The organism is Mesorhizobium metallidurans STM 2683, from assembly GCF_000350085.1.
Lineage (GTDB): Bacteria > Pseudomonadota > Alphaproteobacteria > Rhizobiales > Rhizobiaceae > Mesorhizobium > Mesorhizobium metallidurans.
Genome location: NZ_CAUM01000097.1, coordinates 18,597 through 37,644 on the forward strand (window position 1 = coordinate 18,597; position 19,048 = coordinate 37,644).

Below are 19,048 nucleotides of genomic sequence, written 5' to 3' on the forward strand. Positions count from 1 at the left end.
TCTCATAATTAAGGGGAATAAAAGATGAAGCTTAATATCAAAGCCGCAACTGCCACCAAATCAAGCGTGGCGGCGACAATTCTTGCGCTCACGCTGGTTACCGCGGGAGTTGCCCATTCGGAAGACGTCGGCACAATCACTGCTGGCAAGCTTCTTGTTGGGTCCGATCAGGTCTATCCGCCCTATGACTATCTGGAGAACGGAGTCACCAGGGGCTTGGATGCAGACGTCATGGCTGTGATCGCACCCAAGCTCGGGCTTGAGGTCCAGTTTGTCGACACCCGCTTTGCCAATCTCATCGGAGGACTTCAAGCCAACAAGTACGACGTCATTGCGTCTGCTCTTTATGTGACCGCTGCCCGCGCCAAGGTGGTGGACTACATTCCGTACGCCAAGACCGGAGGATCCTTGATGGTGCGCAGCGACGACGATTTCGCGCCGAAGAAACCGGAGGATCTGTGCGGCAAACGAGTGGCGAACCTCAAAGGCGCGGCATGGGTTCCGGAACTTCAGAAAACGTCGGATAAAAGCTGCGCTTCCAATCCCATAGACGTCAAGGAATTCGCCACGTCTGCCGAAGCAGCACAGGCCCTCCTGTCTCGCGGTGCAGACGTCGTTTTCGACGACGCTGGTGTTTCGAAGGCCGCCGTCGTTGCAACGGGCGATCGGCTGAAAATCACATCCACCGAGTAACTGTTTCCTGTCGTGATGGGTATTGCCGTCAAGAAGGGTAACACAGAGCTGTTGGATCGACTGAAGAACGAGCTGCAGGCGCTGGTCGCATCGAAGGAATATGATGCGATCCTCGCGAAATATAACCTGGCGCTGCCTTCTGAGGAAGAAATCGCCAAGTCACTCTCCGAGTAAACTAGCAAGCGCGCGCAAGCGTAACCCACCAGGGCTACGCTTGTTGGCAGCACCGGAAACGAAAATAATGGAATTCGACTGGTCCTATACGATCGGGCTTCTCTGGAGCCGCGACTTCTGGAACGCAACCCTGCTTGTCGTTGAACTCAGCCTGGCGAGCTGGATCATCAGCGTGATACTTGGATTCTTCGTCGCCCTTTCGCACCGATCCGGGTTCCTCGCGGTAAGAAAGATCGCCTCCGTATACGTCTGGTTCTTTCGCAGCCTCCCGCTGCTGGTCTTGCTGATCTTCGTTTACAATCTCCCGCAAGCGTTCCCGTCGACGGGCTCATTTCTCTCGATTCCGTTCATCTCCGGTCTGATCGCGATCGTTCTAAGCGAGACCGCCTACATCGCCGAGATCCACAGAGGCGCGCTGGTCTCCGTCAGCAAGGGACAATACGAGGCCGGGCATGTGCTCGGTCTGTCACGCTCCGGCATCCAACGGCTCGTGGTCATTCCGCAAGCGCTACGGATAGCTCTCCCGTCGCTCGCGAACGAGTTCATCTCGATCGTCAAACTGACGTCGCTTGTCTCGGTCATATCGCTGGCGGAAATTCTTCTTGTTGGCCAGCGCTACTACACTCAGAATTTCAAGGTTATCGAAACCATGGTGGCGGTCGCGTTCTACTACGTGCTAATCGTGACCGTTTTTGACACGTTGCTGAAGGCGCTGGAACGACACCTCGATTTTTCCAATCGTCTCACCGCACTTTCGAAGGCCGGGGCTGACGGGGCGGACTCCGCGTCGGACTTGCCCTCGATCGTGGAACGGGTCGACAGCCAACCCGCAATTCGGCTTGACCGTGGGGGGAAATCCTTTGGCGACAATTCCGTATTCAACAACTTGAATCTGGCCGTTCGTCAGGGAGAAGTCGTATCTATTATCGGACCCTCTGGATCAGGGAAGACCACACTTATCCGGTCACTGAACGGGCTTGAGACGCTTGACCAGGGTATCGTGTATCTGAAGGAAAAACCCTTCATTGCCGGACGTGAGGAGCAACTCGGCAGAACCTTGCCGAAAGCCAAAAATGAGATGCTGGAACTCGGAATGGTGTTTCAGAGCTTCAATCTCTTTCCCCACAAGACGGTACTCGGGAACGTCACGCTGGGCCCCCGTTATCACAATCGCGGAAGCGTCGGCGAGATTCGGTCCAGCGCCAGGGCGATCCTGAGCCAAGTCGGAATGCTCGCGCACGAAAACAAGTATCCGCATCAGCTTTCGGGCGGCCAGCAGCAGCGCGTCGCCATCGCAAGGGCATTGGCGATGAAGCCGTCGGTCTTGCTGTTCGACGAACCGACGTCGGCACTGGATCCGGAGACGGTTGGCGAGGTGCTTCGCATCATGGCCGATTTGGCAAAATCCGGTCGGACGATGATCATCGTGACGCATGAGATGAAATTCGCTCTCGAAGTGTCGGACCGGGTGATTTTCATGGAAGGCGGGAAGGTCATCTTCGACGGATCGCCGAATGCGCTGCGTGAGGAACTTTTGCGGGATGTCCGGCTCGCCGATTTCGTCCGCCTTTGAGAGCGAAGAATACCAGATGACCCGAATGACTGTTGATGGCGAACGGCTTGTTCGCCGACTGAAGGAGCTGGGGGCCGTGGGCGTCGACCAGGACGGCCGATTGACAAGGCTGGCCGCCACCGACGCCGACAAGGCTGGCCGTGATCTATTCGTGAGATGGGCTAAGGAAGCCGGACTGAAGGTTTTGGTAGATCGCATCGGCAACATTTTCGCGGTCTACGAAACACCGGAAAATTCTGGAACGGCACCTATCATGATGGGATCGCATATCGATACGGTTATTGACGCAGGAAATTTTGACGGATGTTACGGCGTTCTGGCAGGGCTCGGCATCGTTGAAACGATCATGGCCGAGGGAATTCACCTAGCGAGACCGCTTGTCGTCGCTGCCTTCACCAACGAGGAAGGCGTGAGATTCACCCCTGATATGATGGGTTCCTTGGTCTATGTGGGCGGAATGGACGCCGAAGTAGCGCTTCAGGCAGTTTCAATCGACGGCAAGCTGCTTGGCTACGAGCTGGAGCGTATCGGATACGCGGGAAAGCTCGATCCGGAGTTGCCGGCTCCCGAAGCCTACGTCGAGCTTCACATCGAACAAGGTCCCGTTCTCGAATCCTTGGGAATGCAGATTGGCGTCGTTGAAGATCTACAGGGCATTTCATGGCAGCGGATCACGATCGATGGCGTTGCCAACCATGCCGGAACGACACCTATGGACCTGAGGCGCGATGCCGGATATGCGGCCGCGAAAATCATGGAATTCGTGCACGAGCGCGCCATGGAATACAACACGGAAATGGTCGGGACGGTGGGATCTGTCCATTTCGAGCCCAATGCGATCAACGTAATACCCTCCCGTGCCACTCTTACGGTGGACCTGCGCAGCCCGAAGGAAGAGCGGCTCCTGGAGGCGGAGGCCGCGCTTGCAGAGGAGCTCACATCGATTTCGAATGCCCTAGGTGTAACCGCCAGAAGTGAGATACTCGCCCGAACACAACCAGTACAATTCTGCGACGATATCGTCGCCAGGATCGAGCAGGTCGCGGAGCTGCGAGGTTTCAAGTCCGTAAGGATCACATCGGGAGCTGGACACGACGCTCAGATGATGGCCCGCCTATGCCCGACCGCTATGATCTTCGTGCCAAGCGCAAAAGGCATCAGCCACAATCCCGATGAATATACCCCGGACCGCGACCTGATCAACGGAGCGCACGTCTTGCTGGACGTGGTAACAGACTTGGCGGGTAAGCACTGACTGCTATCGCGTAACGCGACTGGCGTCCGCAGCATCGTACATGGCCCGCAAGGGAAGATTGACGGCAAAGTATGTCTGCCGTGGAGAAACGGCCGAGCTGAGAGAAGCGACGCTTCGCAAGACAGCGTAGCCGCTAACGGGCTGGACGCTGTGCTTGGGAACCCAAGACGTATCTTTTCAGTTCAGTGCAAGGAGGGCTGAATACGCGTTCCATGAGCTGCCGCGCCTAGGAAGGCGCCAGGCGTTGGCTTGTCCGCTTCTGCCGCCCGGTCGGTCTGAAGCTCCGAGGGAGGGTCTGCCATCATGAAATTTCACCCCGCACTTGTCGCGTTTGCCGTCGCTGCGTTTCTGACGGCTGGGCCGGCGTGGGCTGTCGACCTCGCCATCGTCTCGGGCGATACCGGCAACGGCCAGAGAATCCTTCGCGAGATCCTCGATCAATACGAGAAGAAGACCGGCAACAAGGTCACCGTCGTTCCGGTGCCGCCCTCGGGGACGGACCAGTTCGGCCAATACAGGCTCTGGCTCGCCGCTGGAAGCAGCGACGTCGACGTCTATCAGACGGACATCATCTGGGCCCCGCAGCTTGCAAAGCAGCTCGTTGACCTGACCGAGGCGACCGATGACGTCGTTGGCGCCCATTTCCCGTCGATCATCCAATCGCAGACCGTCGATGGCAAACTGGTCGCCTTGCCGATTTTCACTGACGCCCCGGCGCTCTACTATCGCAAGGACCTCCTCGACAAATACGGCGCCAAGGTCCCGGCCAACTGGGCCGAACTTACCGACACCGCCAGGCTTGTCATGGACAAGGAGCGCGAGGCCGGCAACAAGGACATGTGGGGCTTCGTCTTCCAGGGCAACGCCTATGAGGGGTTGACCTGCGATGCACTCGAATGGGTCAAGTCGAATGGCGGCGGCCAGATTGTCGAGCCGGACGGCACCATCTCCATCAACAATCCGAAGGCAGCTGCAGCGCTGGAAATGGCCCGGAGCTGGGTGGGAACCATCTCGCCTCCCGGCGTTCTGGCCTACCAGGAAGAAGAATCGCGCGGTGTCTGGCAGACCGGCAACGCCGTCTTCATGCGCAACTGGCCCTACGCCTATGCGCTTGGCAATAGCGAAGGCTCCCCCGTCAAGGGCAAGTTCGAGGTGACGACCCTGCCGCCGGGGTCGGGTGAGGGCGCGCGCCCGGCTGCAACGCTTGGCGGCTGGAACCTGGCCGTTTCCAGATATTCGAAGAACCCGGACGTAGCGATCGGGCTGGTCAAATGGATCGCCTCTCCTGCGATGCAGAAGTACCGCGCCTTGCAGGGGGGATATCTGCCGACCATCCAGGCGCTCTACGACGATGCCGACATTGCCAGCGCGCAGCCGGTCATTCCGCGCTGGAAGAACGTCGTTCTCAACGCGGTACCGCGTCCCTCGGCCCAGGCCAAGAGCAGGTACAATGAGGCATCGAGCGAATTCTGGACCGCCGTCCACAACACCCTGTCCGGCGAGGGCACGGCTGCCGACAACCTTGCCGATCTCGAGTTCTCCTTGACCAGGCTCAAAGGCGCCGCCTGGTGATCTCACGGCACCCAAGCTCGCTGTTGATGCGCCAGCGCGCTCGCTCGGCATGGCTGTTCCTTGCCCCGATGCTCATCGTGCTCGCCGCCGTCGCCGGCTGGCCACTTCTGCGCACGATCTATTTCAGCTTCACCGATGCCTCGCTGGCGGACCTCGAGGCCAGCCGGTGGATTGGCTTCGCCAACTATTTCTCGGTCCTGCAAATGCCGAGCGGTCGGGTCATCCATGACGGGCTGCTCGCCGACCCGGTCTGGTGGCGCGCCGTCTGGAACACGGTGCGCTTCGCGGTGATTTCGGTGACCTGCGAGACCATCCTCGGCATGATCGTCGCGCTGGTGCTCAACGCCGAATTCCCGGGCCGCGGCATCGTGCGCGCCGCCATCCTCATTCCCTGGGCGATCCCGACCATCGTCTCGGCGAAGATGTGGCAGTGGATGCTCAACGACCAGTTCGGCATCATCAACGACGCCCTTCTCAGGCTTGGCTTGATCGGCACCAAGATCGCCTGGACGGCCAGCGCCGATACGGCGATGTTCGCCGTCCTCATCGTCGATATCTGGAAGACGACGCCGTTCATGGCGCTGCTCATCCTCGCTGCCCTGCAGATGCTGCCGCAGGAGATCTACGAGGTCGCCAGGCTCGATGGCGTCAGCCCGTGGAAGGTTTTCTGGAAGGTCACCTTGCCGCTCATCCGGCCGGCGCTGATGGTGGCTGTCATCTTCCGCGGCCTCGACGCCCTGCGCATCTTCGACCTGATCTACGTGCTCACACCCAACAACGTCCACACCAAGTCGATGTCGGTATTTGCCCGGGAGAACCTGTTCGAATTCGACAAGTTCGCCTATGGATCCGCCGCCTCGACGCTGCTCTTCGTCATCCTCGCGCTGCTGACCATGCTCGTTCTGCGGTTCGGCCGGGTGAGACTGGACAAGGATTATTGATCATGTGGATCGTCAAGCGCGCCGCCTTTTACCTGCTCGTCGCCGTCATCGTCCTCGTCGCGGTGTTCCCATTCTACTACGCCATCATCACCAGCCTGAAATCAGGGACCGCGCTGTTTGAGGTCGACTACTGGCCGAAGATGATCAGCTTCAGCAATTACAGGAGCGTCTTCACCGAAGGGACGTTCCTGCGCAACCTGTTGAACTCGCTGTTCGTCTCCAGCGCCGTCGTCATCATTTCGCTGTTCCTCGGCGTTACCGCCGCCTATGCGCTTGCGCGCATCCGCTTTCGTGGCCGCTCTGCTTTGCTTTTCATCATCCTGTCCGTCTCGATGTTCCCGCAAGTGGCGTTGCTTGCCGGTCTTTTCGAACTGATCCGGACGCTGGGCCTCTACAACTCGCTCTTGGCATTGATCTTCTCCTACATGATCTTCACCTTGCCGTTCACCGTCTGGGTGCTTACCGCCTTTGTTCGCGACCTTCCGATCGAGCTCGAGGAAGCGGCGATCCTCGACGGCGCGACGCCCTGGATCATTATCACGCGCGTTTTCCTGCCGCTGATGTGGCCGGCGCTGGCGACCACCGGGCTTCTCGCCTTTATCGGCGCGTGGAACGAGTTCCTGTTCGCTCTGACGTTCACCTCCAACAACGAGCAGCGAACAGTGCCGGTCGCGATAGCGCTGCTTTCGGGCAGCTCACAGTTCGAGATCCCCTGGGGCAACATCATGGCCGCATCGGTGATCGTCACCGTGCCGCTCGTCATCCTCGTCCTCATCTTCCAGCGCAGGATTATCACAGGCCTCACCGCGGGTGGGGTCAAGGGATGAGGTGGTAAACACCTCATCGGGCACGCACCACATGGCTCGACTTTGGCCGCGGCGCGAAGGTCGGCTTCGGAAAGGCCGACCAAGAGTATCGGGTTCTGGTCGAGGCTGAAGTTCGAACGGAGATGCCACTCAAGCGCCGTCTGCCTTGACAAAGCCGGCCTCTCATGTGCTTTTCGCGCAAATTTCGGGCCGGGCCATCATGCCTTGGCCGCAACCCAGCATCCGGACTTAGCAATGACAATGCATCGTTACCGCAGCCATACCTGTGCCCAATTGAGGAACAGCGACGTCGGCTCCTCCGTCCGCCTGTCGGGCTGGGTGCATCGCGTGCGCGATCATGGCGGCCTGCTGTTCATCGACCTGCGCGACCATTATGGCTTGACCCAGATTGTCGCCGATCCGGATTCGCCAGCCTTCAAGGTCGCCGAAACCGTGCGTGGCGAATGGGTGATCCGCGTCGACGGCGAGGTCAAGGCGCGCCTGGCGGACACGGTGAACGCAAACCTGCCGACCGGCGAGATCGAGATTTTCGCCCGTGAGATCGAAGTGCTGTCGGCGGCCAGGGAATTGCCACTGCCGGTGTTTGGCGAACCGGACTATCCCGAGGACATCCGCCTCAAATACCGCTTCCTCGACCTGCGCCGCGAGACGCTGCACAAGAACATAGTGGCGCGCACGAAAATCATCGCCGAGATGCGCAAGCGCATGGGCGAGGTCGGCTTCACCGAATTCTCGACGCCGATCCTGACCGCGTCTTCGCCGGAAGGCGCGCGCGACTTCCTGGTGCCGTCGCGTATCCATCCCGGCACTTTCTATGCGTTGCCGCAGGCGCCGCAGCAGTACAAGCAGCTGATCATGGTGTCTGGCTTCGACCGCTATTTCCAGATCGCGCCGTGCTTCCGCGACGAGGACCCGCGCGCCGACCGGCTGCCGGGCGAATTCTACCAACTCGACCTCGAAATGAGCTTCGTCGAGCAGGACGACGTGCTGTCGACGATGGAACCGGTCATGCGCGGGGTCTTCGAGACCTTCGCCAACGGCAAGCCGGTGACGCAGAAATTCCAGCGCATTCCTTACGATGTGGCGATGCGCAAATACGGCACCGACAAGCCGGACCTGCGCAACCCGATCGAAATGCAGGCCGTCTCCGTTCATTTTCGCGATTCCGGCTTCAAGGTCTTCGCCAACATCCTGGCCAACGATCCGAAGGCCGAGGTCTGGGCCATTCCGGCAAAAACCGGCGGTTCGCGTGCCTTTTGCGACCGCATGAATTCCTGGGCGCAAGGTGAGGGCCAGCCGGGGCTGGGTTACATCTTCTGGCGCAAGGAAGGCGAAAAGCTCGAAGGCGCCGGTCCGCTCGCCAAGAATATCGGTGAGGAGCGTACCGAGGCGATCCGCCTGCAGCTCGGCCTTGCCGATGGCGATGCCGCCTTCTTCGTCGCCGGCGACCCGAAGAAATTCGTCTCCTTCGCGGGTGCTGCACGTACGCGCGCCGGCGAGGAACTGAATCTCGTCAACCGCGAGCGCTTCGAACTGTGCTGGATCGTCGACTTCCCGTTCTTCGAATGGAACGAGGAGGAGAAGAAGATCGATTTCGCCCACAACCCGTTCTCCATGCCGCAGGGCGGCATCGAGGCGCTCAAGGGCGATGATCTGCTCGGCATCAAGGCATTCCAGTACGACATGGTCTGCAACGGTTTCGAGATCGCCTCCGGCGGCATTCGCAACCATCTGCCCGAGACCATGGTCAAGGCCTTCAAGACTGTCGGGCTGGATCGCGAAACGGTCGAGGAGCGCTTCGGCGGCCTCTATCGCGCCTTCCAGTATGGCGCGCCGCCGCATGGCGGCATGGCGGCCGGTATCGACCGTGTCGTCATGCTTCTGGTCGGCGCCAAAAACCTGCGCGAAGTGACCATGTTCCCGATGAACCAGCAGGCTTATGATTTGCTGATGAATGCGCCGTCGGAAGCGAGCCCACAGCAGCTTCGCGAATTGTCGTTGCGTATCGCAGTGACCAAGAAAGAGGCTTAGAAACCTCCCGCAACCGATTCTATTGATTCATGAAAAAGCCCGGCGACCGCAGCCGGGCTTTGCTGTTCGAGCGGCCGTTTCGATCAGTCTTCGTTCGCCTTGACGGTCACGCCAAGCGTCTTCGGCAGGTCGAGCGGGTTGGACATGGCGCCTGCCATGATCAGCGCGAACGGCACCGCTGCCGACGGCTCGGCCGAGATCTCGAGGCTCTGCGGATCGTCGAGATATTTGCCGACCGCAGCCGTCACCTCGGCCGTCAGTTCGGGATTGTTGAGCTGCGCCATGCCGAAAGGCACGATCGCCTTGGCCTGGTTGGCGATGTCCTTGCCGGACATGCCTTGCTGCTTGCCGACATAGTCCAGCACCTTGTTGGTCAGCGAATCGTCGTCGAAGCGGACGCTGGCGCTGTTGAACGAAAGCTGCTGCAGGAGGCCGAGCATGGCCATGCCCTCAGCCGATTTGTCGGCGCCTTCGGGCTGCGCCGCCATCTTCTTCTGCATCTGCTGCAGCGACTTGATGACGTCCAGCGTGTAGCCGCCGAGATCGAAGGTCATGCCGAGCGTGCCGGCATTGTCGACGGAGATGTCGTATTTCGACAGTTCCATCTTGCCGTCCGAAGGCTGCCAGGTACCGGCCATTTCGAGGTTGCCCGTGATGTTCTGGTAACCGAGGGCGTTGATCACTTCCTTGGATTTCGGATCGTCGACCAGTGTCAGGTCGGCATTGAACTTTTCCGTGGTACCCGAAAACGCCATCGCCTTGCCTTCGGCTGGCGGCGTGATTTCGATTGCAAGCCCGTCCATCGAGAAGGCGGTCTTGTCGGCGATCTTGACTGTCATGTTGTCGAGTTCGGCCGACTTGTACATCATCAGCGAACCCAGCGGTCCCGTCGCCCCGTCTGCCGGAACCGTCATGTCATGGATGACGAAGGGGCTGAGGTTGAGCGTGACCCCATCCTGGCTGCGCTGGAACGCCGAAGTCGATACGGTTGCGATGGCATAACCGCCATTGGCCTCGGTCACGCCTTCGAGCTTGACGTCGCCGATCGGCAGCGTTTCCTTTTCAGCTGCCGGTTTGACGGACACGCCTTGCAACACCATGCTGGAAGCATCGCCGGTCACTCCGGTCCACGAAATGTCGACGCCCTGGGCGGCCATGGCCGCCTTCAGCCGGTCGGCGACCGCCGTATCCTGTGCGAAAGCCGCGTTCAGCGGCAGCGTTAGCAAAAAGGTCGAAAAAGCAAGCTTTTGAAGAGTTGAGCTTTTGATTGTCATCGCGAGTTCCCTGAGAGTGTCCTGAAATTGTTTTTCGAATTTCTTTGCGCCATCACCATTCCGTGACGAACTGGACGGGAAAAAGGCGCATCCCGCACAATGGCCGAAAATCACCGCGAAAGCCAAACCGATCAAGAGTCCTATGCGCGGTGCCGCGAGTTTGTCATGAAAACCGGTCATCTTCACCCGTCGCATTCCGCCTTAGAGCCGGCATGTAACAAGTTGATGTTGGCCGGCGCGGTGGCATTTCCATTCCTGTTGCAGATGGGCTGCTCCATTCCTGCGCCTCTTGCCGCGAATCACCCACTCGGCTAGTCCCAGCCCATGGGAAAAAGGCTTTTGCCGCCTGAAGATGGCGGCGGTGACCACGTCGAACCGATCGATCTGAAGAAGGCGCTGGAAGAGCGCTATCTCGCCTATGCGCTGTCGACCATCATGCACCGGGCGTTGCCGGACGTGCGCGACGGGCTGAAGCCGGTCCATCGCCGCATCATGCATGCCATGCGACTGCTGCGGCTCAACCCCGACCAGGGCTTTGCCAAATGCGCCCGCATCGTCGGCGAGGTGATGGGCAAGTTCCATCCGCATGGCGACCAATCGATCTACGATGCGCTGGTGCGCCTGGCGCAGGACTTTTCGATGCGCTACCCGCTGGTCGACGGGCAAGGCAATTTCGGCAATATCGACGGCGATAACGCCGCCGCCATGCGCTACACCGAAGCGCGCATGACGGAGGTGGCGACCGAGCTGCTTTCCGGCATCACCGAGGATGCGGTCGACTATCGGCCAACCTACAATGAGGAGGACGAGGAGCCGGTCGTGCTGCCCGGCGCCTTCCCGAACCTGCTCGCCAACGGCTCGTCCGGCATTGCGGTCGGCATGGCGACCTCGATCCCGCCGCACAATGCGGCCGAACTTTGCGATGCGGCCTTGCATCTGATCGAGCATCCGGATGCGCCGGTGACGAAGCTGATGGATTTCGTGCAAGGTCCGGACTTCCCGACCGGCGGCATCATCGTCGACAGCCGCGCCTCGATCCTCGAAGCCTACGAAACCGGTCGCGGCGGCTTTCGCGTCAGGGCCAAATGGGGCCAGGAAGACCAGGGCAGGGGCACCTGGAGCATCGTTGTCACCGAAATCCCCTATGGCGTCCAGAAGGCCCGGCTGATCGAAAAGATCGCCGAGCTTTTGATGGCGCGCAAATTGCCGCTCTTGGAAGACATCCGCGACGAAAGCGCCGAAGACATCCGCGTCGTGCTGGTGCCGAAGAGCCGTTCGGTCGATCCCGGCATCCTGATGGAATCGCTGTTCAAGCTGACCGAACTCGAAAGCCGCTTCCCGCTCAACATGAACGTGCTGTCGCGCGGCAGGGTGCCGAACGTGCTCTCGCTGAAGGGCGTGCTCAAGGAATGGCTGGAGCACCGCCGCGACGTGCTGATCCGCCGCTCGAAGCATCGCCTCGGCGAGATCGAGAGGCGGCTGGAGATCCTCGCCGGCTATCTGATCGCCTATCTGAACATCGACGAGGTGATCAGGATCATCCGCGAGGAGGACGAGCCCAAGCAAGTGATGATGGCGCGCTGGTCGCTGACCGACGACCAGGCCGAAGCCATCCTCAACATGCGGCTGCGCGCCTTGCGCAAGCTGGAAGAAATCGAGATCCGCAAGGAATTCGACGGGCTGACGACCGAGAAGAAGCAGATCGAGGCGCTGCTTGCGTCGGACGCTAAGCAGTGGGCGACGATCAAATGGGAAGTCACCAGCATCCGCGACAAGTTCGGACCGGAGACCGAACTCGGCAAGCGCCGGACCCAGTTCGCCGATGCGCCCGAACATGACCTGACCGACATTGCGCATGCCATGATCGAGCGCGAGCCGGTCACCGTGGTCGTCTCGGAAAAGGGCTGGCTGCGGGCGATGAAGGGTCATCTGACCGACCATTCGACGTTGACCTTCAAGGAGGGCGATAGTCTCAAGCTCGCCTTCCACGCCCAGACCACCGACAAGGTGCTGGTCTTCACCACCGGCGGCAAGTTCTACACGATCGGCGCCGACCGGCTGCCGGGCGGCCGCGGCCACGGCGAGCCGATCCGCATCATCGTCGACATGGACAATGACCAGGACATCGTCACCGCCTTCGTCCATGATCCCAAGCGCAAGCTGCTCTTGGTGTCATACGATGCCAACGGCTTTGTCGTGCCGGAGGAGGAGGTCGTGGCCAACACCCGCAAGGGCAAGCAGGTGATGAACGTCAAGGCGCCCGACGAGGCCAAGCGCTGCGTGACGGTCGCCGGCGATCATCTCGCCATCGTCGGCGAGAACCGCAAGATGCTGGTGTTTCGGCTTGCCGAGATCCCGGAGATGGGACGCGGCAAGGGCGTCCGCCTGCAGAAATACAAGGATGGCGGCGTTCTCGACCTCAAGACTTTCACGCTCGAAAGCGGCCTCTCATGGCAGGATTCGGCCGACCGCACCTTCACCAAGTCGCGTGAGGAATTGGCGGAATGGATCGGCGCCCGTGCGTCCGCCGGACGCATGGTGCCGAAGGGTTTTCCAAGGACGGGTAAGTTCGGGTAGTCTCTGGACGACAGCATTCCTTCGCACCCCCTCTGTCCTGCCTACCTTTCCCTTCCCAAGCGCCTCCGTTCAAACATTTGGAATGTCGTCACGATTGCTGCACTATAATCATCCATAAGCGATGCGGCGATGCAGGCTGCATCGCCGTGGTCGGGGAGAGTCGGGCATTTGAAGGAAGCAAAAATCCAGAAATCGGAACGCCAGCAGCGCCTGTTCGGTCTGTCGACGCCGCTCAGGGCGGCCGTCATCCCACCGCTGTCGGCCGCGCGCTGGCTGCTGGTGCTGATCGTCGCCGCCGGCGTCTATTTCTTCCATGGCTTCCTGGTCCCGGTGCTGGCCGCTCTCGTCATCGCCTTTGCCAGCTGGCCGCTCTATCGGCGGCTGCTTGCTGGTGTCGGCGGCAACCGCACGATCGCCGCGACATTGGCGATCCTGTTCATCCTGGCCTTCCTGGTGGTGCCGATCGCGCTCGCCGGCGCCTACGCCACCAACGAAGTCCGCGACTGGGTCGGCTGGGCGATCGAGACCAACCGCGAAGGCGCGGTGACGCCGCACTGGATCGCCACGCTGCCTGTGGTGGGCGACTGGCTGAACGAGCAGTGGACGCGCAATCTCGGCCATCCTGGCGGCATCGGCGAACTGATCCAGCTGATCAGCGGCGCCAACATCGGCAGCATCTATCGCGGCGTGCTGGCTGCCGGCGGCAGTGTCTTCGGGCTTCTGCTGGCCTTGCTGTTCATGCTGATCGCGCTGTTCTTCGCCTATCGCGACGGCGAGCATTTCGCCGGGCAGGTCGACCGTCTCGGCGAACGCATCCTGCCGGCCAGGTGGGAGCGGATCTCGCGCGTGGTGCCGGCGACCATCTCCTCGACAGTGACAGGCATGACCGTGATCGCCATCGGCGAGGGGCTGGTGCTGGGCGTCGCCTACTGGCTGGCCGGCGTGCCGTCGCCGGTGACGCTCGGCGCACTGACCGGCATCATGGCGCTGATCCCCGGCGGCGCCCCGCTGTCGTTTACGCTTGTCTCGATCTATCTCGCCGCCAGCGGCTCGCTGATGGCGGGGCTGGCGCTATTCATCTGGGGCTCGGTGGAACTCTTCATCGTCGACAAGACATTGCGCCCGAAACTGGTCGGCGGCCCAATAAAGCTGCCGTTCCTGCCGACCTTTTTCGGCCTGATCGGCGGCGTCAAGACCATGGGCTTTCTCGGCCTGTTCATCGGCCCGGTGCTGATGGCGCTGCTGGTCGCGATCTGGCGCGAATGGCTGCGCGAGGTGGAACTGGCCGACGAGTCCGCCTCGGAAGCGCCCGCTGGACCGGAGGGCGCCCCGCCGCAGATAGAGATCGTCGCCGACGCGAAAAAGATTCAGGCCGGGTGAGAGACGGCAAGCGTGGCGCGGCGCTTGCGGCCCTCGTACAATTGCCACGCCGAATGCGCAACCAGCGCGACGATGATGACCGCGCCGCCGATGAGACTGTCGCGCGACGGTGTTTCGGCAAAGACCATCCACACCCAGACCGGTGCCAGAACGGTTTCGAGCAGGTAGAACATCGCCACTTCCGGTCCGGAAATGTATTTCGGGCCATTGGCGAGGCAGAAGAACGAGATCGGCATGATGACGGCGCCGTTGAAGATGATCCACCATGGCGCGCTCACCTGGATGCCGCCTTCACCCGAAACCATGAACACCGCGACTGCGAGGGGCAGAACGACGCTGATCAGCGAGGTGAAACCCATATCCTTGCCGCTGGCGCGCGAGATGGTGATGGCCAGTGCTATCAGGAAGGCCGAGCACAGCGCCATGAAATCGCCGAACAGGTGCCCGGTCCCGATCGAGCCGCCGACGATGATCAGCACGCCGAGGATCATGACCAGCATCGTCAGCACCGTGGCCAGGTGCGGCCGTTCCTTCAGGAACAACCACGACAGCAGCCCCGTGAACACGGTGCTGAAAGCCAGGATGAAGACCAGATTGGCGGTCGAGGTGTGATAGACGGCGGTGACGAAGGTCAGCGAGGTCAGCCCGTAGCATATGGCCACCGCAAGCCCCGACCAGCCAGGGATGAGTTGCGGCGCATTCCTGCTCAGCGAGCGCCAGATGGCCCAGATGACCAGCGTCGCGAAAAAGGTGGAGCCAGTGCGCAGCAGCAGGATCGTCCAGGCGCCGCCATCCGCGAGCCGGATCAGCGGAATATCGGCGGTCAGCGCCAGTCCGCCAATGGCGGTGATAAGAAGGCCCTTCTGGTGGTCGATGTGAGATGACATGGCGGTCTCGCAATGTATGGGAAGGCAGGCCGCAAGATCGACCCGGCGCCTGTCTCCCAGCCACGCGGCTGCAAGACCAGCATCCTCCTCCTGAAACAGTTTAGGGATGAAAGGCGGAAGAAAAGGTCAGCGCGAAACCGCTTCGTGGTCGTAGCGTTCCCAGCCCTTCGGACCGAGATGCTCCTGCGGCATAAAGCGCATCTTATAATTCATCTTGCGCGAGCCGTTGACCCAGTAGCCGAGATAGACATGGGGCAGGCCCATCGCCCTGGCGCGCGCGATGTGGTCGAGGATCATGAAGGTGCCGAGCGAGCGATCCTCCAAGTCCGGGTTGAAGTAGGAATAGACCATCGACAGGCCGTCGGCCATCTTGTCGGTGAGCGCCACCGCGATCAGCTCGCCCTGGCCCTTGCCGGTGATGAAAGTGTCGGGACCGCGGCGCCGGTACTCGATGACCTTGGTGTCGACATGGGTGTCCTCGACCATCATGGCATAGTCGAGCACTGTCATGTCAGACATGCCGCCGCGGCGGTGACGGGCGTCGAGATAACTGCGGAACAACGAATATTGCTCGGTGGACGGCTGGGCGTCGTGCATGGCGCCGACAAGGTCTGAATTGTGCTGGATCACCCGCTTCATGTTACGGCTGGCGGTGAATTCCTGGGCCAGGATGCGTACCGAAACGCAGGCGCGGCAGGTCTCGCAGGCCGGCCTGTAGGCGATATTCTGCGAACGCCGGAAGCCGCCTTGCGTCAACAGGTCGTTCATCTCCGGCGCCTTGTCGCCGACCAGATGCGTGAACACCTTGCGCTCGAACTGGCCCTCGAGATAAGGGCACGGCGACGGCGCGGTCAGGAAGAACTGCGGCGACTGGGTAGGGTGCTGCGTCATCGATCCTTGGAGACACTCCTGCGAATCGCTCTACCTTTGGCGCGGACGGCGAAAAATTCAACAGGATTGTGCAGGCGTGGTTGACCGGACGCCTTCACATTTGCGGATAAGGTGCTGCATTGACTCCTCGAAAGCGGTTTCAACGGCCGCTGCGGCTGACCACCGTGCCGAGCAGCAGGTCGTGCAGCGTGCGCTTGCGGTCGGAAAACAGCGTCACCAGGAGGATCAGCGGCGTCAGGATGACGTTGCCGGCCCAGAACAGCACCGAATGGACGACAGCCGTCAGCCCGTCGATGCGGGTGCCGTCGAGGCGGTCGAGCCTGATGCCCATCATCTTCATGCCCGTGGTGGCCTGGTCGGCGCCGCCCAGCGTGTTCCAGATATAGAGGACGGCGACGACCGGCACGAGGACGGAAAACAGCATCCAGCCGAGGCCGAGCGTCAGCAGGCCGAGCAAGAACACCAGGATCGCGAAAGGGATGGTGAGCAGCGCGACGATGCAATAATCAAGAATGAAGGCAAGGATGCGCCGCGTGCGCACGCCCTCATAGGCCCTGACATCGTCGAGCCTGGTGGTGATGATTTCGCCGTCAATTACGCGCGCGTTCATGTCATGTCCTCGTAACAGGCGCCACGCTAGGGTGCGCGGCCGCCGTCGTCTGAAATGGTGAAGTTCGCAGGCGGAATCAAGATCGAGCCCTCACCGGCAAAGATCGACAATATGACGCCCGGTCCGAACCGGTTGAATTTGCGGGGCGGATGGCGTTAGCTTGCTGCGGCGCAACAAGACGCCGGGGACAGGGGCAATATGGACTACGACATGCTGGTCATCGGCAGCGGCCCTTCCGGGCGCCGCGCCGCGGTGCAATCGGCCAAACTTGGCAAATCGGTGCTGGTGGTCGACAGGGGCCGGCGCCTCGGCGGTGTTTCCGTGCACACCGGCACCATCCCCTCGAAGACATTGCGCGAGACGGTGCTCAACCTCTCCGGCTGGCGCGAGCGCGGTTTCTACGGTCGCGGCTACCGGGTCAAGCAGGACATTTCCATCGGCGACCTGGTCGAGCGCCTGCACAAGACGCTTGACCACGAGGTCGAGGTGCTGCAGCACCAGTTCATGCGCAACGCGGTCAAAAGTGTGCGCGCCACGGCGAAGTTCCTCGGCCCCAACAAGCTCAGCCTGACGACCGACAATGGCGACTATAGCGAAGTCGGTTTCGCCAATGCGCTGATCGCCGTTGGCACCAGGCCGCACCGGCCGCGCGACGTGCCCTTCGACAAGATCCGCGTCTTCGACAGCGACGAGATGCTGGAACTCGACCATCTTCCGCGCACGCTGACGGTGATCGGTGCCGGCGTTATCGGTGTCGAATATGCGACCATCTTTTCGGCCCTCGACGTGCCGGTGACGCTTGTCGAGCCGCGCAACACCATCCTCGATTTCGTTGACCGTGAGATCGTCGACGATTTCATCCACCAGATGCGCGACCGCGGCATGACGATCCGGCTGGGCAGCACGGTCAAGGAAATTGCCTCCAAACCCGACTATGCGGAGGTCACGCTTGCCGACGGCCGCACCATCCGCTCCGAGATCGTGCTTTATGCCGCCGGCCGCAGCGGCAATCTTGGCACCCTCGGCCTCGACGTGGTCGGCATCGAGGCCGATTCCCGGGGCCGCATCAAGGTCGATCCACAGACCTTCCAGACCAGCGCCCCCAACATCTACGCCACCGGCGACGTCATCGGTTTCCCCAGTCTTGCCTCGACCTCGATGGAGCAGGGCAGGGTGGCCGCCTGCCACGCCTTCGGCGTAACCTTGCCGCCGCCGCCGGAAACCTTTCCCTACGGCATCTACGCCGTGCCGGAAATCTCGACGGTCGGCCAGTCGGAAGAGCAGGTGCGTGAGAGCGGCGCGGCCTACGAGGTCGGCGTGGCACGTTTCCGCGAGACCTCGCGTGGCCACATCATGGGCGTCAACACCGGTTTCCTGAAACTTCTATTCTCGGTCGAGACGCGCCGCCTGCTCGGCGCGCATATCGTCGGTGAGGGCGCCACAGAACTCATCCATATCGGCCAGGCGGTGATCAATCTCGGCGGCACGGTCGATTTCTTCGTCAACAACACCTTCAACTATCCGACGCTGGCCGAGGCCTACAAGATCGCGGGCCTGGACGCCTGGAACAGGATGGGGCGGGGCTAGGACGACAGGCCCATCAATCCGCCTGTGCGACGATTGCCGCCTGGTCCGCCCGCCATTGCCTGACGATCGCCGCGTCGCGGTCGCCGAATTCATGGCCCGAGGGGACAATCCGCGCGTCGACCTCTGCGCCATGCTGGCTGAACAGACTGACCAGCGCCGGCGCAAAGGGCGCGTAGGTCAGGTCGGCGGCGCCGGCGATGATCAGCACGCGCGCTCTGGAAAGGTCCGCAGGCGGCAAATCGTCGAGCACCGGCATCGGGCGCAGCAATGCTGCCCGTTCGATGAGATGCGGATGCATGAGCATCACGCTCGAAACCAGATTGGCGCCGTTCGAATAGCCGAGAAATGTCGTTCTGGAAAAATCGAGGCCATGGCGCTTCGCCGCCTCGGTGATGAAGTCCGCGAACGCGTCCGCCTCGCTACGGATGCTGTTTTGTTCGAAGCGCGTCGGCGTGATCCGTGTGAACCACCGATAACCGTCCTCCTGGGCGATGCGGCCACGGACCGCCACCAGCACGGCGCGCGGTGCGATCTGTCGCCCCAGCGCCACCAGCGCCGTCTCGTCGACACCTGACCCATGCAGCAGGAAAAAGCATTCGCCGCCCGGCTTTGCCGGCTTGTAGAGGCGATACGAAAACGCCAGGTCGCGCCGCAAAAAGCCGTCTTCCGGTGGTTTTTCCGCCATGGTTGCATCCTTTTGATTTCGTAATGGTTTTGTTCGTTTGCCGGCTTCAAAACGGAATATTTTCAGGCTCCTACAAAGTTGATTGAACCGG

16 protein-coding genes are annotated in these 19,048 nt (G+C 61.2%); 11 read left to right on the forward strand and 5 right to left on the reverse strand.

Translation table 11 applies throughout. The features are described 5' to 3' along the window. The first annotated feature begins 24 nt into the window (after positions 1–24). The 8 genes from MESS2_RS15560 (at position 25) to aspS (ending at position 9,066) form a co-directional block, all read left to right on the forward strand. Positions 25–693 carry a transporter substrate-binding domain-containing protein gene (locus tag MESS2_RS15560; RefSeq protein ID WP_008875327.1) on the forward strand — a complete coding sequence of 223 codons (669 nt, stop codon included), beginning with the start codon at positions 25–27 and terminating at the stop codon, positions 691–693. 12 nt (positions 694–705) lie between these two features. Then, positions 706–867: a transporter substrate-binding domain-containing protein gene (locus MESS2_RS34145; protein ID WP_209436107.1), complete on the forward strand. Its 162-nt coding sequence runs from the start codon at positions 706–708 to the stop codon at positions 865–867. Positions 868–934: 67 nt separating this feature from the next. Beyond that, on the forward strand, positions 935–2,440 hold the full coding sequence (locus MESS2_RS15565) for an amino acid ABC transporter permease/ATP-binding protein (protein WP_008875329.1): 1,506 nt from the start codon (positions 935–937) through the stop codon (positions 2,438–2,440). Positions 2,441–2,456: 16 nt separating this feature from the next. Further along, a complete protein-coding gene (locus MESS2_RS15570; RefSeq protein ID WP_040593233.1) occupies positions 2,457–3,695 on the forward strand; it encodes a Zn-dependent hydrolase in 1,239 nt (412 codons plus the stop codon). Positions 3,696–3,998: 303 nt separating this feature from the next. After that, the gene (locus MESS2_RS15575; protein ID WP_008875331.1) at positions 3,999–5,267 is read left to right on the forward strand and encodes an ABC transporter substrate-binding protein; all 1,269 of its coding nucleotides are present in this window, start codon (positions 3,999–4,001) and stop codon (positions 5,265–5,267) included. 26 nt (positions 5,268–5,293) lie between these two features. Then, positions 5,294–6,208 (forward strand): carbohydrate ABC transporter permease, encoded by a 915-nt coding sequence (locus MESS2_RS15580; protein WP_008875332.1) that lies wholly within the window; start codon positions 5,294–5,296, stop codon positions 6,206–6,208. Next, the gene (locus MESS2_RS15585) at positions 6,208–7,035 is read left to right on the forward strand and encodes a carbohydrate ABC transporter permease (protein WP_209436108.1); all 828 of its coding nucleotides are present in this window, start codon (positions 6,208–6,210) and stop codon (positions 7,033–7,035) included. Before MESS2_RS15580 ends, MESS2_RS15585 begins: the two co-directional genes overlap by 1 nt. A gap of 234 nt (positions 7,036–7,269) precedes the next feature. Beyond that, complete coding sequence (gene aspS, locus MESS2_RS15590; RefSeq protein ID WP_008875334.1) at positions 7,270–9,066, forward strand: aspartate--tRNA ligase; 1,797 nt, start codon at positions 7,270–7,272, stop codon at positions 9,064–9,066. An 83-nt stretch (positions 9,067–9,149) separates the two neighbouring features. Here the strand turns inward: aspS and MESS2_RS15595 are convergent, their stop codons facing one another. Further along, positions 9,150–10,340 (reverse strand): hypothetical protein, encoded by a 1,191-nt coding sequence (locus MESS2_RS15595; protein ID WP_008875335.1) that lies wholly within the window; start codon positions 10,338–10,340, stop codon positions 9,150–9,152. Positions 10,341–10,664: 324 nt separating this feature from the next. On the opposite strand from MESS2_RS15595, the gene parC reads away from it, so the two are divergent. Continuing rightward, positions 10,665–12,917: a DNA topoisomerase IV subunit A gene (gene parC, locus MESS2_RS15600; RefSeq protein WP_040593210.1), complete on the forward strand. Its 2,253-nt coding sequence runs from the start codon at positions 10,665–10,667 to the stop codon at positions 12,915–12,917. 168 nt (positions 12,918–13,085) lie between these two features. Then, entirely contained in the window at positions 13,086–14,297 is a 1,212-nt protein-coding gene (locus MESS2_RS15605; protein ID WP_008875338.1) for an AI-2E family transporter, read from the forward strand. On the opposite strand, the gene MESS2_RS15610 is transcribed toward MESS2_RS15605, so the two are convergent. The 3 genes from MESS2_RS15610 to MESS2_RS15620 all read right to left on the reverse strand — a co-directional run bounded on the left by MESS2_RS15610 (position 14,285) and on the right by MESS2_RS15620 (position 16,685). Next, positions 14,285–15,184, reverse strand: a complete 900-nt coding sequence (locus tag MESS2_RS15610) for a DMT family transporter (RefSeq protein ID WP_008875339.1) — start codon at positions 15,182–15,184, stop codon at positions 14,285–14,287. The two genes, MESS2_RS15605 and MESS2_RS15610, sit on opposite strands and share 13 nt — an antisense overlap. 126 nt (positions 15,185–15,310) lie before the next feature. Continuing rightward, positions 15,311–16,075 carry an arginyltransferase gene (locus MESS2_RS15615; protein ID WP_008875340.1) on the reverse strand — a complete coding sequence of 255 codons (765 nt, stop codon included), beginning with the start codon at positions 16,073–16,075 and terminating at the stop codon, positions 15,311–15,313. 139 nt (positions 16,076–16,214) lie between these two features. Continuing rightward, positions 16,215–16,685 carry an RDD family protein gene (locus MESS2_RS15620; RefSeq protein WP_008875341.1) on the reverse strand — a complete coding sequence of 157 codons (471 nt, stop codon included), beginning with the start codon at positions 16,683–16,685 and terminating at the stop codon, positions 16,215–16,217. A gap of 198 nt (positions 16,686–16,883) precedes the next feature. On the opposite strand from MESS2_RS15620, the gene sthA reads away from it, so the two are divergent. After that, positions 16,884–18,272 carry a Si-specific NAD(P)(+) transhydrogenase gene (gene sthA, locus MESS2_RS15625; protein ID WP_008875342.1) on the forward strand — a complete coding sequence of 463 codons (1,389 nt, stop codon included), beginning with the start codon at positions 16,884–16,886 and terminating at the stop codon, positions 18,270–18,272. A gap of 13 nt (positions 18,273–18,285) precedes the next feature. Here the strand turns inward: sthA and MESS2_RS15630 are convergent, their stop codons facing one another. Further along, positions 18,286–18,957 (reverse strand): alpha/beta hydrolase, encoded by a 672-nt coding sequence (locus MESS2_RS15630; protein WP_008875343.1) that lies wholly within the window; start codon positions 18,955–18,957, stop codon positions 18,286–18,288. Positions 18,958–19,048 lie beyond the last annotated feature (91 nt).

What these genes read in the sequence shown, in the direction of transcription:
- MESS2_RS15560 (WP_008875327.1), top strand. Translation starts at nt 25, where the DNA reads ATGAAGCTTAATATCAAAGCCGCAACTGCCACCAAATCAAGCGTGGCG.
- MESS2_RS15565 (WP_008875329.1), top strand. Translation starts at nt 935, where the DNA reads ATGGAATTCGACTGGTCCTATACGATCGGGCTTCTCTGGAGCCGCGAC.
- MESS2_RS15570 (WP_040593233.1), top strand. Translation starts at nt 2,457, where the DNA reads ATGACCCGAATGACTGTTGATGGCGAACGGCTTGTTCGCCGACTGAAG.
- MESS2_RS15575 (WP_008875331.1), top strand. Translation starts at nt 3,999, where the DNA reads ATGAAATTTCACCCCGCACTTGTCGCGTTTGCCGTCGCTGCGTTTCTG.
- MESS2_RS15580 (WP_008875332.1), top strand. Translation starts at nt 5,294, where the DNA reads ATGCGCCAGCGCGCTCGCTCGGCATGGCTGTTCCTTGCCCCGATGCTC.
- aspS (WP_008875334.1), top strand. Translation starts at nt 7,270, where the DNA reads ATGACAATGCATCGTTACCGCAGCCATACCTGTGCCCAATTGAGGAAC.
- MESS2_RS15595 (WP_008875335.1), bottom strand. Translation starts at nt 10,340, where the DNA reads ATGACAATCAAAAGCTCAACTCTTCAAAAGCTTGCTTTTTCGACCTTT.
- parC (WP_040593210.1), top strand. Translation starts at nt 10,665, where the DNA reads ATGGGAAAAAGGCTTTTGCCGCCTGAAGATGGCGGCGGTGACCACGTC.
- MESS2_RS15610 (WP_008875339.1), bottom strand. Translation starts at nt 15,184, where the DNA reads ATGTCATCTCACATCGACCACCAGAAGGGCCTTCTTATCACCGCCATT.
- MESS2_RS15615 (WP_008875340.1), bottom strand. Translation starts at nt 16,075, where the DNA reads ATGACGCAGCACCCTACCCAGTCGCCGCAGTTCTTCCTGACCGCGCCG.
- MESS2_RS15620 (WP_008875341.1), bottom strand. Translation starts at nt 16,685, where the DNA reads ATGAACGCGCGCGTAATTGACGGCGAAATCATCACCACCAGGCTCGAC.
- sthA (WP_008875342.1), top strand. Translation starts at nt 16,884, where the DNA reads ATGGACTACGACATGCTGGTCATCGGCAGCGGCCCTTCCGGGCGCCGC.
- MESS2_RS15630 (WP_008875343.1), bottom strand. Translation starts at nt 18,957, where the DNA reads ATGGCGGAAAAACCACCGGAAGACGGCTTTTTGCGGCGCGACCTGGCG.